Here is a 14,805-nt window from a genome sequence, read left to right as displayed (position 1 = left end):
ATGATTTATTACAATTACTATAGATATCAGTGGAACTTAAAAAAGATGACCCCTGTTCAATACAGAGATCATCTTCTTAAAACTGCCTAGGCTTTTTTTAAATGTCCTTTACAAAGGGTACACTTTATCATTTCTGCTGGCTTTATTTTATAGTGTTGTAATAATAGGCTTATCTTTCGTAATGATTACGGTATGCTCATATTGTGCTACAAAGCTTTTGTTTTTCGTTTTGAATGTCCAGCCATCAGACTCTTCATACACCTCTTCAGCACTAGTCGAAATAAATGGCTCAAAGGCAATAACCATTCCTTCTTTTAGCAGGTCATTGTCCCATGAATCAAAATAATTAAGGATATGATCTGGCTCTTCGTGCAAGGATGTGCCGATACCATGGCCAGTCAGGTTTTTAATAACCGTAAATCCATGATTTTTAGCCGTATTATAAACAAATTTTCCGATTCTGTTCTTTTTAGCGCCTGGTTTAAAGCATTTAAGTCCCTCTTCAAACGCTTCTTGTGCTACTTCACATAATTTCACTAATTTAGGGTCTCCGTTGCCGACAACGAAAGACTTTCCAGTATCTGCGAAATAACCGTTTTTGCTTGCCGAAACGTCAATATTTACTAAGTCACCTTCCTGGATAACGCGGCTTCCTGGGATTCCATGAGCCACCTCATCATTTACAGAAATACATGTATAGCCTGGAAAATCATACATGTCCTGAGGTGCTGACACAGCGCCATTCTCTGTAAATAATTTTCCTGCCAGTTCATCCAATTCCTTTGTCGTGATGCCAGGAACCGTTTTTCTATATAGTTCTTCCCTAATTAAGCTGACTATTTTCCCAATTTCCATTAATCCATTAATGTCTTGCTCATTTTTAACAATCATATAATTCTCCTCTTTGTTTCATCTAACGTTGATTAATTCATCCACTAAAACGTTATTATTATAGTCTAACATCCTTTATTAGTAAAATATATCCCCTTCCTAACAATTGTATGTGGTGATTTCTTTATTTCTGTTCTATTGTTCCTTATTCAGGATATGTTTCTTGCAGGAATTTGACAGAGGATGTAATTAGCTCCTTTAAAACATCTGTATCAATATCTGCGACTTTATTTATGTATACACAAGCCTTTCCAGTGGTGTGTTTGCCGAAGTGTTTTAATAATTCCTCTCTTTTTTGTTCCCCAGGAGCAAAATAAAGACTGATTTTTGCCTTTCTTGGTGAAAAGCCTACTAATGGTGCATCCCCCTCGTGTCCTGTCGCGTATTTATAATGATAAGCTCCAAACCCAATAATGCTTGGTCCCCACATTTTTGCAGAATAATTGGTTGTTTCCGCAAAAATATCCACTAATTTATAAGCGTCTTCTCTTTTTTTTACGCTATCGATTGCTTCAATAAATTCAATCACACTATTTTCTGTTTCCTTTGTTTTTAATTCATACATTAGCCCAGATTCAGCTCCTTTTATTAGCTTTTGTCTGCCATTGTTACTTTCATTTGCCTTCTTGCTTCATCCAATATTTCCATTGTTAGTAAAGTCTTTGCCCATGTATTGCGAGGTGATTCAAGGGTATTTGATTGAATTGTTTCTATAAATTCCTTGATTTCATAGTACATCGGTTCTAACTGCTCGGATTCGCTGATATCCTCTGTTGTTCCATTAGCAATTAGTATCTCTGTCTTTTTCGGGCTGGATATATGATGAATCAGCATCGTGCCAGCTTCTCCTTGGATTTCTGTCGGCAAAGTCGATTCAGATATGCAGGAGAACAATACATTCGCTCTAAAACCATCATATTCAAGTGTAATTTGGCCATTTCCATCAACACCAGTAGACAAAAGATTCCCAAAGGCAGCAATAGATTTCGGTGCACCGAACAATTCAACAATCGGGTAAACAGTGTAAACACCTAAATCCATTAACGCTCCACCAGATAGCTTTGGATTGAAGAGGTTAGGCATTTCACCATTTTTATATTGCTCATAAAAGGGAGATAATCGGCAATTTGCAGAGAAATAGGATTGTATTTTTCCGATTTTATGAATATTTTCCTTCACAGCAAGGAAATTTGGCATGAGTGTTGATTTCATCGCTTCCATTAATGACACACCATTATTCTTTGCTGCTGCCATCATCTTTTCTGCTTCTTCACGATTGGAGGCAAATGGCTTCTCACATATAACATGCTTTTTATTATTCATAAACAGTATTGCCTGTTCACAATGCAGGCTATTCGGTGTAGCAATATATACTGCATCGATTTCTGTAGATGCTGCCATTTCATCCAGATTATAAAATGTATGCTTAATTTGCTGCTTTTTTGCAAATTCCTGCGCTTTTTCCTTTGATCGAGAATAGACAGCGCTTACTAAAAATTGTTCATGCTGTCTTCCTGCTTTAATAAATCTCTCTGTTATCCAGTTGGAACCAACAATGCCAAATCGTATCATGTCTCCACCACTTTCTATTTATTTATTACTAGAATAGCAGACTGTCAGATAAAAACATATGATGAGTACTTCATTTTACAAATTTGCTGTACGTGTCAATGGAACTTTCTAAACCATTGAAACATATTTGCTTTTTGCTAAACATAGACTTGGATGTACAAGCAGTTGTGATGGAGGGAGAATAATGAGCCTTAGCATATTACTTGGCTATATTTTATTAGGGTTTACGTTAGCTGCGCCAATAGGTCCTGTTAATTCAGCCCGGCTCGACAAGGGAATCAAAAATGGCTTTTGGCATGCGTGGGTTGTCGGCATTGGCTCTATGGTCGCGGATGCAATCTTCATGCTGATGGTGTATCTTGGCATGGTGAATTTTTTAGAATTATCTTATGTCCAGGTTTTTCTTTGGCTTTTCGGAGGATTTATCTTTATTTATACAGGCGTTGAAGGCATTATTAGTGCAAATTCTATTAAACTGGATGATATAAGAGGGAAAGATTCCTTATTTAAATGTTTTATGACTGGGTTTATTTTATCTGCAACAAGTCCTTTGTCCTTTCTGTTCTGGCTTGGAATCTATGGATCTGTTTTAGCAAAAACAGCAGCAGAAAATGGTACAGGCATGCTGCTTTTATACAGCACTATGATCTTTATCGGACTTACCATTTGGGATGTTACCTTTGCGGCACTTACCTCTGGTTTTAGGAGATTTCTTAATAAAAATACATTAAGAATAATCTCCATTATCTCAGGCGTGACGCTTTTATTATTCGGTGTTTACTTTTCCTTTCAAGGACTTAGTAAGCTATTTTACTAGAAAAAAGGAACGGTTAAAACCGTTCCTTTTTTCTGCTATATTAGTTAGGCAGTCCCCAAACAGATACACTCTGTCCATTAACTAGGAAATCGGCAAAGCCATCCTCTTCAATAACAATTTCTTCGTTTCTTGTGTTTGTCAGGTCAACCCACGTTTCGCCAGCGCGCTCCGTGCCAACAAACATGCGCTTACTGCCTTCCATATCATTTGAAATGACGACAGCACAGCCTGATTTTTCGATATTTTCATCACCATGTCTAACCCAGCCGATAACATTTTTGTCATCAAAATAATCATCCTGTTGTCCGTACGCTTTCTTTTTCCTTGCGTAAAGAAGGGGATCAATGGCCATTTGTTTGCCATCAACAGGCACAGGCCCTTTTATTCCATAATAATCTCCATAAAACACACAAGGATAGCCGTCTTCTCGCAACAAAATTAAGCTATAGGCAATCTGCTTAAACCAATCCTCCACCCATGATTCTAACGATTCATTCGGCTGTGTGTCATGATTATCGACAAATGTGACACTATTCATCGGATGAAGTTTAACTAAGGTATCATCGAATATTGTTGATAAATCAAACTCACTGCCTTGTATGGATGCTGTATGTAGCTTATAGTGAAGCGGAACATCAAACAAGTCAATAGTGTAATCCATCTCCTCTAAAAATTGCTTGCATTCATCGATTTCGCCCTTCCAAAACTCGCCGACAAAGTAAAAATCATCGCCTTTTTCTTTCTTTAAATTAACAGCAAAATCCTTAATGAATTCATGATTAATATGTTTGATAGCATCCAGGCGGAAGCCATTGCATGAAAGTGTTTCACTTATCCATGTTCCCCATTTAAACATCTCTTCCCTGACCGTTTCATTGTTAAAATCAATATTGGAGAACATTAAGAAGTCATAGTTTCCTAACTCTTTATCGACATTATTATTCCAATACTTGTTCTCACCAAGGATACGGAATACACCCTCCTTCTCTTCCTTAGCATCATAATCTGTGCCATTAAAGTGGGTGTAATTCCATTGAAAATCAGAATATTGCCCATTTCTGCCAGGGAAAGTGAATTTCGTCCACCCTTCAATATCGTACGGTTCTGAAATATCTTCTTCCCGATTATCTGGATTCACTTCGACAACCTTAAAGGTTTCTAATTCATCTGCTCCAGCTTTATGGTTCATGACAATATCGACATACACAGAAATGCCGACATTATGGCAAGCCTGTATCGCTTCAAGCAGCTCTTCCTTTGTTCCATATTTTGTACGGACTGTGCCTTTTTGATCGAATTCCCCTAGATCGTAAAGATCGTATATGCCATAGCCATTATCATCCTGTGTAATTCCTTTTGTCACAGGCGGAACCCATACTGCATCAATTCCTGCTTCTTTCAGTTCACTTGCTCTTTCCTTTAATCTCTTCCAGTGGTTTCCATCTGCATCTAAATGCCATTCGAAAAATTGCATAATCGTCTTGTTTTCCATATATACACTCCTTGTAATTTATGATTATGCCTAATAAGTACCCCAATTTCTTTTTTTTAAAGCATTTAGCCAGTTAATTAGAAAATTTTTTTCATGGCGTTTTTTCGTATTGCGAAATATTAATAATGCATTTACAATAAAAAAACAGAATAATCAAAAATAACAGACGATAAAGGAGCAGCAATGAATAAGAAGATTTTTTTATACGTGAAGGCATTTTCAGATTTAGGAACATATATGGATTTAATTGCTATAAATGTTTTAATGTACGCTGCAACCGGGAGTACTGGCTTGCTTGCTGCTACAATGGCATTTCGCACAATTGGAGGCTTGATATCAAGCGTTTTTTCAGGGGTTCTTGCAGATCGATTTGACAGACGAAAGATTATGATAATTGCTGATTTTTTACGAGCTGCCATCATATTGTTACTGTTGTTTTTTCCTAATCCTGTCATGATAATTGCAGTATGCTTTTTGATTGGTTTCACTACTAGCCTGTTTTCGGTTAGCTATAGTGCAGAAATCCCGCAAATATTTGGTGAGGACAAAGTAATCCAAACTAACGCACTGATAGCTAGGCTGACATCGATAAGTCTAGTGTTCGGATTTATCGGTGCTGGAATAATAACGAATGTGGTTGGATATAAATGGACGTTGATTATAGATGCCGTTACCTATATTTTATCTGCATTAATTTTACTGAAAATGAAATGGCAAACATCCACTGCACAAAAAAACTCAACCTCTGCTGCTGAAAGCGTAAAAAAAACCTTCTCAAGTCTCAGCAAGGATCTGAAGGAAGTTAATGCCTTTATCTTATTAGCTCCAATGCTGTTATTAGTTAATGCTGTTTTTTTAATAGGGTCCTTTGCCGGAGCTTCCCATAACTTAGGGATTCCCCTTCTGGCTGAAATGATTAGCGAGGAGAAGCAAAGCTTATTTTATGGTCTGATTTGGGGAGCATGGGGACTCGGCTCTGTTTTTTCCACCATGATTATCCCGAAAATCAAATTTAACGATGATAGAAGTCTTTATTATGCAGCCTTTTTTTCGGCCATGCTCATGTCAGCAGGCTTTATCACCTTCTTTTCAAACAGTAATAGTTGGCTTATTCTTGCCTTTGCCTTTTTTACAGGGATTTTTGATGCAACCTTTACAACCCTGCATGCTGTCATTCTGCAAAAAACCGCTAATCATATTAGGGGAAGAATTTTCGGTGTTGGCATGCTGTTAAAATCGCTTGGATTTGCCCTCGGCTTTGTTGTCGCACCTGTTGTGCTTGAGGCAAGCTCTTTAAAAATAATGGTGTGGATTTTCCATGGCACATTAATTTCAGCAACACTATGCATTATTTTCTATGCAACACATTTATATAAAAAAGGAAAACAGTTGAAGAGTGTCTCTTAGCAAAAAAACAATCCCCGGCAAGTTGCCGGGGATTGTTTTGTATTATTTCATAGAATTAAATTCAGCTTTAATCTTTTGCAGTAATTCCGGGTTTGTTAATACTTCATACCCAGTTAACGCCATCGATTTAGCGCCGACAATCATTGCTTCTCTTGCCTGATCTGTCATCGCTGCCTCTCTGAATTCATGTGTATGGCATGCATACGCTTCGTTACAAATTTTAATATAAGGATGAATAGACGGCACTGCTTGGCTTACATTCCCCATATCAAGAGAACCAGAGCCATCTCTTTGTTCATAGATTTCCTCAACAGGAATACCAAGTGACACTAGTTCGTTTGTGAAAGCTTCTGAAAGTGTGTCATTTGAAATCATATCATCATAAGAGAATTCATAGTTTGATACTTTAAATGTTGTACCAGTTTGCAGGGCAGCACCTTCTGCACACTTCTTCACCTTTTCAACTAGTTCATTAACATACTCTCTTTTGGCAGCACGAACATAGAATTGAGCAACAGCATAATCAGGTACAACATTCGCTGCTTTTCCGCCTTCTGGGATAATACCATGAATACGAGCATCTGAGGTTACATGCTGGCGCAGTGCGTTAATGCTGTTGAATGTTTGGATAACGGCATCCAATGCATTAATGCCCATATGCGGACTTGCAGCTGCGTGTGCTGCTTTCCCGAAAAATTCAAATTGAATGGCATCCATTGCAAGTGATGCACCGCTTTTCATATTATTATCAAGCGGATGAACCATCATAGCCACATCAAGCTCTGAAAAGATGTCCTTCTCTGCCATTGTTACCTTGCCGCCCTTTGTTTCCTCTGCAGGCGTTCCATATACAATTACCTTGCCGCCAATTTCAGCAAGCACCTTGCTTAGACCGATTCCTGCTGCAATTCCCATTGTGCCAATCAGGTTATGACCGCATGCATGTCCGACTTCTGGGAGTGCATCATATTCTGACATAAAGCCGATAACAGGACCTTCTTTTCCACTGTCAAATACCGCCCGAAAGGCAGTTGGCAGACCACAAAACTCTCTTTCGATCTCAAAGTCATGATCTAATAATGTTTTAATTAAAATAGCACTAGCCTTGAATTCTTCATGTCCAAGCTCTGGGTTTTCCCCTATATATATACTAATTTCCTCGAATGTTTTTTTATGTTGTTCAATTGTGTCAATGATTGTTTGTTTCAACTAAACCTTTCCCTTCTCCCTATAATGATACTATTTTACCAAAATTATTAGAAATTAACATTATAAAATGATTAAAAATTATATTTTAAGCATATTTATACAAAAACAAAATAAAAAAGACAGACATTATCGCCTGTCTTCTTTATGAACCGCTTATATTTTTACCGTAAAAAATTTCATTCATCTCTACAGTAAGCTTTTCGGTTATGTCTGCTTGCTCCTTTTCACTAAGCTCATCTGCTGTATAACCGAATAAATAATTATTTAAGTCGAATTGCTTCAGCTTGCATTTTGTATGAAAAATATTTTCTTGATAAATATTCACATCGATCATATCGAAAATTTTCTGCGCTTCTAATGGAATATAATTCTGGATGGAATTAATATCATGGTCAATAAACAATTTATGGCCATGAATATCACGTGTAAATCCTCTGACTCTGTAATCAATAATCATAATGTCTGTATCAAAGGAATGGATTAAGTAGTTAAGTGCCTTTAAGGGAGATATCTCTCCACATGTAGAAACATCAATGTCTGCTCTAAATGTGCTGATTCCTTCATCTGGATGGTATTCTGGATAAGTATGAACAGTGATATGACTTTTATCAAGGTGAATTACAACAGAACCAGGCAGTGGACCAGGAGATTCTTCAAATACATCCTCAGGAGCCTCTGCCACAGGACCTTCAGAAACTAGCAGTGTCACACTTGCTCCCTGTGGTTCATAATCCTGTTTCGCCACATTTAAAACATGTGCACCGATAATTTCCGCCACATTCTTTAAAATGCTTGTTAATCTATCTGCATTATATTGCTCATCAATGTATTGAAGATAGCTTTCCCGTTCTTCCTTTGTTCTTGTATAGCAAATATCATACATATTGAAGCTCAGTGATTTTGTCAAATTATTAAAGCCATGCAATTCAATGCGTTGTTCAGGTGTTAAGCTCATGTTCGTAATCCCCCTATTTGTGCGAAAAATAAGTGCACTTTCAAATAGTCTTATATTACCCCTATCTGTTTGAAAATAACCACAAGTATAGGAAGCGTAATAAAAGAAAGCTATAGTGGGATAGGTTGATCAGAACATACTCAGTGAATATTTTTTCGCCAAAATTTCAAGCAGTTTTAAGCCGGCAACACTATTTCCTTTATCATCAAGAGCAGGTCCAGAAATACCAATGCCGAAACGATTAGGAACAGCTCCTAAAATCCCGCCAGAAACACCGCTTTTTGCCGGGATGCCAACACGTACAGCAAACTCGCCTGATGCATTATACATGCCGCATGTAACCATAAAGGTCTTACAAATTCGGGCAACATGTGCTGGCATAATTCTGTTGTTTGTACCTGGCTCTACTCCGTCCATGGCGAAAATAATGCCAATTCGAGCTAAATCGAGACAATTTACTTCAATCGCACACTGTTTCGTATATAGATCTAGCAGCTCTTCAACATCCTCATTAATAATGCCATGCTGCTTCATGAAGTGACATAAAGCTCTGTTTAGATGAGAGGTTTCATATTCTGATCTTGCTACCTCTTCTGAGTAACTGATATCATCATTACCAGCTAGCTTTTTCACAAATTCAAGGATGTTGTCAAACCGTTCTTGAACAGAGCTGCCTTTTATCATGCTAGTTACAGCAAGTGCTCCTGCATTTATCATCGGATTTAATGGCTTGGACGGATTACTCATTTCCAGCTTTACAATTGAATTGAAGGGGTCTCCTGTCGGTTCATAGCCGACTTTTTGGAACACAGTATCTTCCCCTGACTCCATCAGCGCCAGTGCAAGTGTTAGTACCTTTGAAATGCTTTGCAGCGTAATTTTTTCTTTAATACAACCGGCTGAATAACAAGTGCCGTTCGGGTATATAACCGCTATCGACAGATTATCTGGGTTTGCTTTGCTTAACGCTGGTATGTAATCAGCAACTTTTCCTTCCTTTGTGTAGCTTTTTGCTTCTTCTAATATAACTTCTAACTCTTCTACCGTTTTACATGGCATCCTTTATCACCAACTCTTTTAATATCGTTTTCCTTCATTATTTCCTTATCAGAAGGAAATAAACTTACATGCTTGTTTAAGCATGCTTCTATATACTTATACTACACAAAAAGACTGGAAACAATCACCAACCTAAGTTTAGGTAATATAAAAAAGGACTGGAATCGTTGCTTCCAGTCCTTCTTTTTTAGTTAATGTTTTTCTAGCTGTTCCAGCAGCATTTTTTCAATGTCCTCTTTTGGCAGAGGTTTGCTGTAATAGAAGCCTTGACCAAGAACACAATTGTTTTGTTTTAAAAATTCCAGTTGTTCTTTTTGTTCGATTCCCTCAGCGATAACGGAGAAGTTCATATTATGCCCCATATCGATGATAGCCTTAACTAAAGAACCTTTGTGAACTGGGTCTGTAATATCATCAACGAAGGTTTTATCAATTTTAATCGTGTCAATCGGTAAATGCTTTAAGTAGCTTAATGACGAATAGCCTTTGCCAAAGTCATCAATTGAAATATTAAAACCATATGCTTTTAACTTATGAAGTATCTCTAAGGATAAATCCATATTTTGCAAGGTGCTTTCTGTAATTTCCAGTTCAATCATTTTTGTATTTAAACCATATTTGTCGACATGCTCGCCTATAATTTCGGCAAAATCGGAACAATGAAATTGTCTTGCTGAAATATTAATCGACATTTTTATATTATTAATGCCCTGCTTATTCCATGCCCTCATTTGCTGGGCTGCTTGTTTGATAACCCAATCGCCAATCGGCACGATTAAATTGGTTTCTTCTGCTATTGGAATAAACTCTGCCGGAGAAACAAAGCCGAATTTCGGATGATTCCAGCGCAGTAATGCTTCGACACCGAATATTTCCCCTGTAAGAATATTAAATTGCGGCTGGTAATACAAAGAAAGCTCCTGCTTTTTAATCGCCTTTCTTAGCTCCATTTCCAGCATCATTTTTCGAGCGCCACTTTCCTCGAGTGCGTGTGAATAAAATTGATAATTATTTTTTCCATTTTCCTTTGCTAAATACATTGCAGCATCGGCATTTTTAATTAAAGTTTCCTGATCCTTACCATCTGCTGGATAATTACTGATGCCTATGCTTGGTGTAACGAAAAATTCCTCTGTTTTAATTATAAGCGGCTGGTTGAAGGCCTCTAGTATACTATTTGCCTTTTGCTTCACTTCCTGCAAATTTGCATTTTCGAGAATTATTACAAATTCATCACCGCCAAGCCGTGCGACAAAATCTTTGTTTTTCAGTGATAAGCTAAGAGTATTGGCTACCTTTTTCAATATTATATCGCCGGTAGAGTGTCCTCTTGTATCATTGATTCGCTTAAACTGATCCAAATCTAAAAACAATACGTATAAGGAATCGACGGCAGGACTATGAAGGCGTTCATGCAAATGAACCATACAGCTGTACCTGTTCGGCAGCTCTGTTAACGTGTCATGATAGGCTAATTGCTTAATTAAGTTGTCCGATTTTTTTCGTTCAGTAATATCACGTCCGACAACAAGCACCGCATGCCTTCCTGCAAACATAATTGGCATGCAGGACAGCTCCACATCAATAATTTTTTGCTGTAATGTTTTAACTTGAACTTCTACTCTTAAATTTTTGGCACCATTTATAGAAAATTCGCTATCAATTTTTTCATAGTCTTCCCTCGACAGCAAATCATAAACAGTGTTACCGACAAGCTCAGCAGGGCTGACAGCGCCAATAAGCTTGCTTCCTGCATAATTGATATAGAGCAGTTCATAGTTGCTGACTACAGCAATTATATCTGGTGACATCTCCACAAGCGTGCTGAAGCGGTCCTCGTTTTCTTTACTCTCTGTTATATCAAAAAAAACACTTGTAAACTCTGTCCTTCTGCCATTGCCATCAAGTCCTGGTATACCTTTGTCTTTAATCCAGCGAATTTCGCCGTCAGGCTTAACAATTCGGTAAATACTTGTGACTTCGGCTCCTGATTTCAATGCTTCCAGTCTTTCTTCTATTACATGATAATCGTCTTCATGAACAGATTCTTTCCATAAATCATTATTTTGATAGAATTCAGCAATCGATCTGCCATAAATCCTTTCCATACCAGAAGTAATTAGAAGTGTTCCTGTCTTGTAATCATGATACCAAATTGCCATATCCATTGTTTCAAAAATGGTTTGAAGCTTCATACTGCTATTTCTCAATTCTAGTATGATTATTGAAATATTCTTTAATAATACCAGCAGCGAAAATATTGTTACGAGACTGATGATCGTATGCAGAATAATAAATACAGTATGATGCAAATAGTGGTAAAAGATATTTACAAGCATTGATAGAACAACAAATAAACAAAGGGTAATGATCCATTTCGTTTGACTGTTTTTATAGACCATTGTTGGTTTCACCTATCTTTCATTATCCCTGTTTCTTTGTGGGTCTCCATTTAGTACCCATTTTCTCTTTCTATCGGCATAATTATGAGTTTTGTTGAGTGCTCATACACTTTTATCTAAAAAAAACAGGAAGGCTGTTCTTCCTGTTACTTAAAAGATGCTATTGTTTTGAAAAGGATTATTATTAAATCAGCGGCGTTCCCTAAACAGACAAGCAACAACCTTTATCAATCTTCAGCAAGAAATTAGTGCAGCGCTGCTAAAATGACTCCAACAGTAATAAGGCCAATTCCTACTCCGTTTAGGAAACTGATTTTTTCCCCTAAAAAAATAATGGCGATGACTGCTGCTAATACTACGCTTAATTTATCAATTGGTGCAACCTGTGTCACCTTACCAGTTTTTAATGCGAGAAAATAAAACAGCCACGATGTTGCACCTGCAATACCACTGAGTACAATAAAAAGGAAGTTCTTTTTGTCAGATATTATTGTTGGGATTTTATGAAGATTGCCTTCTATAGCAACAACAACTAAAAGAAAAAGGGCCATGATAATTGCTCGAACGGCTGTAGCTGTATTGGAATCAATATTTTGCAGACCTACTTTTCCGAATATCCCAACTAAAGCAGCGCAAACTGCAGAAAGTATAGCAAAAAGTAACCAAGACAAACGAATTCCCCCTTTTTATGTATTATGTTTGGTAATACAAATTTTACTCTTTTATCGTAAAATTTGTATAAATGTCTCCTCCGATATTTATGCTCTATTTCCTTTTTTATAAATACTGAGTATATTTATAGGTTTTATAGATTCAAGTATATTGACAGTTAGTATACCTCTATAATAACATTAATAATATTCAAAAAACTTTAGTGTCCTAAAAGGAGAATGTACATGAAATTTGGATTTTGGCTACCTATTTTTGGCGGATGGCTGCGAAATGTTGATGATGAGAACATGCCTCCAACATTTGATTACGCAAAAAAGGTCATTCAAAGTGCAGAAAAATGGGGCTATGATACGACTTTAATTGCGGAATTATACTTAAATGATATAAAAGGTCCTGAACACGACTCCATTGAAGCATGGTCAACGGCTGCTGCTCTTGCTGCCGTGACAGAAAAAATAGAAATCATGACAGCAATTCGTCCTGGCTTCCACAACCCTGCTATTGCGGCTAAAATGGCTGCCAATATCGATCATATCAGTAATGGCAGGTTTACTTTGAATGTTGTTTCTGCTTGGTGGGAGGAAGAAGCAAGGCAGTATGGCGGAATCTTTACAGAGCATGATGAAAGATATGAACGCACAGAGGAATTTTTAGCTATTTTAAAAGGTTTATGGACGGAAGAATCTTTTAGCTTTAAAGGTAAGTTCTATGATATAAAAGATGCGAAGCTTGCTCCAAAGCCTGTTCAAAAGCCAAATCCAATTCTTTATGCTGGTGGTGAAAGCCCAAAAGGCAAAGCAGTCATCGCTGAAAATTGTGATGCATATGTGATGCATGGCGGAACAGTAGACGAGATTTCAGCTAAAATAAAGGATATGCAAGACAAAAGAGCAGAACTTGGCAAGGATCCTTTTGCCTCCTTCGGAATGGCAGCATATGTGATTTGCCGTGATACTCAAGAAGAAGCAGAACAAGAGCTTGCTAGAATAACAGATGTTAAGGAATCCTCTGCTTATGCTGGGTTCGATGACTTTGTTAATAAATCACAGCTTGAACAGCAAATTAAATTGCAAGATTATTCTGTTTCTAACAGAGGACTTAGACCTGGTCTGATCGGGACACCTGAGCAAATAGCCAAAAAGATACTGGAGTATGAGGATGCTGGCATTAACCTGCTGTTGCTGCAGTTCTCTCCACAGCTAGAAGAGATGAAAAAGTTCTCTGAACAAGTTATGCCGCTTGTAGAATCATTAAAAATAGAAAGAGAAGTGAGCAAATAATGAGCAAAGTATATGTTATCCATGAAAACAGTGAATGGACTGTTCATTTAACGAAGCGTCTGGAGGAGCTTCATATTCCCTTTGAAGAATGGGATTTATCTGAAGGTAATTTCGATTTATCGGAAGCTCCTCCTGAAGGAATCTTCTACAGCCGAATGAGCGCATCCTCGCATACGAGAGGACATCGTTATGCAGCAGAATATACTGGTGCTGTCCTTGAATGGCTTGAATCCTACGGAAGAACGGTTGTTAATGGAACAGGTGCTTTACGACTGGAAGTAAGTAAAGCAGCACAGTATGCCGCTTTATTCAAGCATGGCATCCAAACACCAAAAACGCTCGTGGCAACTGGCAGTGAACAAATTATCCAAGCAGCAAAAAAGCTTGGTGACCCTTCCTTTATCACGAAGCATAACCGCGCAGGAAAAGGCTTAGGTGTTCGCTTATTCCATTCCATTGAGGAGCTGGAAAGATATGTGTACGGACCAGAATTCGAGGAGCCTGTTGATGGGATTACCTTAATTCAACAATATATTGAATCACCAGATCAAAGCATCACGCGCTGTGAGTTTGTTGGCGGAAAGTTTGTTTATGCCGTTAAAGTCGACACGGCAGGCGGTTTTGAGCTCTGCCCTGCTGATGCTTGCCAAATCAATGATCTTTTCTGCCCTGTTGGCGAACAAGTAGAGGAAAAGCCAAGCTTTTCCATTCAAAAAGACTTCCATGAACCAATTATCGAAAAATATGAGCAATTCCTTCAAGCACAAGGCATTTATGTTGCCGGAATTGAATTCATGAAGGACAAGAATGGTACTCTTTATACGTATGACATTAACACGAATACTAATTATAATGCCGATGCAGAGAAGGAAGCAGGGATTTTCGGCATGCTGCAGCTAGCTCAGTATTTACAAGGATTACTTGAGCGTCAATCTGGAGTGGCCAATTAATCGCATTTACATTTTTTAAGGACTGGCTGTCACAGACAGTCCGTTCTTTTTTTCGCCAGCTATGATATGATAGGAATGGATTGAAAATGTGGAGGCGAA

The 14,805-nt window shown here is 37.7% G+C and carries 14 protein-coding genes; 5 read left to right on the top strand and 9 right to left on the bottom strand.

Annotation, left to right across the window (positions count from 1 at the left end):
• Positions 1–90 (top strand): IS3 family transposase (locus EM808_RS24045; protein WP_164849538.1); only part of this gene is annotated, 90 nt, incomplete at its 5' end.
• Positions 91–147: 57 nt separating this feature from the next.
• Here the strand turns inward: EM808_RS24045 and map are convergent.
• From map to EM808_RS24030, 3 genes are all read right to left on the bottom strand, one after another.
• On the bottom strand, positions 148–891 hold the full coding sequence (map, locus tag EM808_RS24040) for a type I methionyl aminopeptidase (protein WP_127741623.1): 744 nt from the start codon (positions 889–891) through the stop codon (positions 148–150).
• Between the two features lie 145 nt (positions 892–1,036).
• Positions 1,037–1,456 (bottom strand): DUF1801 domain-containing protein, encoded by a 420-nt coding sequence (locus EM808_RS24035; RefSeq protein ID WP_127741621.1) that lies wholly within the window; start codon positions 1,454–1,456, stop codon positions 1,037–1,039.
• A gap of 23 nt (positions 1,457–1,479) precedes the next feature.
• Positions 1,480–2,463 (bottom strand): Gfo/Idh/MocA family protein, encoded by a 984-nt coding sequence (locus tag EM808_RS24030; protein ID WP_127741619.1) that lies wholly within the window; start codon positions 2,461–2,463, stop codon positions 1,480–1,482.
• A gap of 184 nt (positions 2,464–2,647) precedes the next feature.
• Here EM808_RS24030 and EM808_RS24025 point away from each other — a divergent pair, with 184 nt between their 5' ends.
• Positions 2,648–3,280, top strand: coding sequence for a LysE family transporter (locus EM808_RS24025; protein ID WP_127741617.1), 633 nt, complete (start codon positions 2,648–2,650; stop codon positions 3,278–3,280).
• 40 nt (positions 3,281–3,320) lie between these two features.
• Here the strand turns inward: EM808_RS24025 and EM808_RS24020 are convergent, their stop codons facing one another.
• Positions 3,321–4,772 (bottom strand): alpha-amylase, encoded by a 1,452-nt coding sequence (locus EM808_RS24020; RefSeq protein WP_127741615.1) that lies wholly within the window; start codon positions 4,770–4,772, stop codon positions 3,321–3,323.
• A gap of 183 nt (positions 4,773–4,955) precedes the next feature.
• Here EM808_RS24020 and EM808_RS24015 point away from each other — a divergent pair, with 183 nt between their 5' ends.
• The gene (locus EM808_RS24015; protein ID WP_127741613.1) at positions 4,956–6,179 is read left to right on the top strand and encodes an MFS transporter; all 1,224 of its coding nucleotides are present in this window, start codon (positions 4,956–4,958) and stop codon (positions 6,177–6,179) included.
• Between the two features lie 42 nt (positions 6,180–6,221).
• On the opposite strand, the gene EM808_RS24010 is transcribed toward EM808_RS24015, so the two are convergent.
• The 5 genes from EM808_RS24010 to EM808_RS23990 form a co-directional block, all read right to left on the bottom strand.
• Entirely contained in the window at positions 6,222–7,388 is a 1,167-nt protein-coding gene (locus tag EM808_RS24010) for a M20 family metallopeptidase (RefSeq protein ID WP_127741611.1), read from the bottom strand.
• A 142-nt stretch (positions 7,389–7,530) separates the two neighbouring features.
• Positions 7,531–8,343, bottom strand: a complete 813-nt coding sequence (gene speD / locus EM808_RS24005; RefSeq protein WP_127741609.1) for an adenosylmethionine decarboxylase — start codon at positions 8,341–8,343, stop codon at positions 7,531–7,533.
• A 129-nt stretch (positions 8,344–8,472) separates the two neighbouring features.
• Positions 8,473–9,402 (bottom strand): glutaminase A, encoded by a 930-nt coding sequence (gene glsA / locus EM808_RS24000; RefSeq protein ID WP_127741607.1) that lies wholly within the window; start codon positions 9,400–9,402, stop codon positions 8,473–8,475.
• Between the two features lie 191 nt (positions 9,403–9,593).
• Positions 9,594–11,804: a sensor domain-containing protein gene (locus EM808_RS23995; protein WP_127741605.1), complete on the bottom strand. Its 2,211-nt coding sequence runs from the start codon at positions 11,802–11,804 to the stop codon at positions 9,594–9,596.
• Between the two features lie 245 nt (positions 11,805–12,049).
• Complete coding sequence (locus tag EM808_RS23990) at positions 12,050–12,475, bottom strand: EamA family transporter (protein WP_205685895.1); 426 nt, start codon at positions 12,473–12,475, stop codon at positions 12,050–12,052.
• Between the two features lie 225 nt (positions 12,476–12,700).
• Here EM808_RS23990 and EM808_RS23985 point away from each other — a divergent pair, with 225 nt between their 5' ends.
• The gene (locus EM808_RS23985; RefSeq protein ID WP_127741601.1) at positions 12,701–13,756 is read left to right on the top strand and encodes an LLM class flavin-dependent oxidoreductase; all 1,056 of its coding nucleotides are present in this window, start codon (positions 12,701–12,703) and stop codon (positions 13,754–13,756) included.
• Entirely contained in the window at positions 13,756–14,706 is a 951-nt protein-coding gene (locus EM808_RS23980; RefSeq protein WP_127741599.1) for an ATP-grasp domain-containing protein, read from the top strand. Before EM808_RS23985 ends, EM808_RS23980 begins: the two co-directional genes overlap by 1 nt.
• Positions 14,707–14,805: the final 99 nt, after the last annotated feature.

The organism is Niallia taxi, from assembly GCF_004005475.1.
In the GTDB taxonomy this organism is placed as follows: Bacteria; Bacillota; Bacilli; order Bacillales; family Cytobacillaceae; genus Niallia; species Niallia taxi.
The sequence above is the reverse complement of the archived record's forward strand: the minus strand, read 5'-3'. Positions and strand labels throughout refer to the sequence as shown.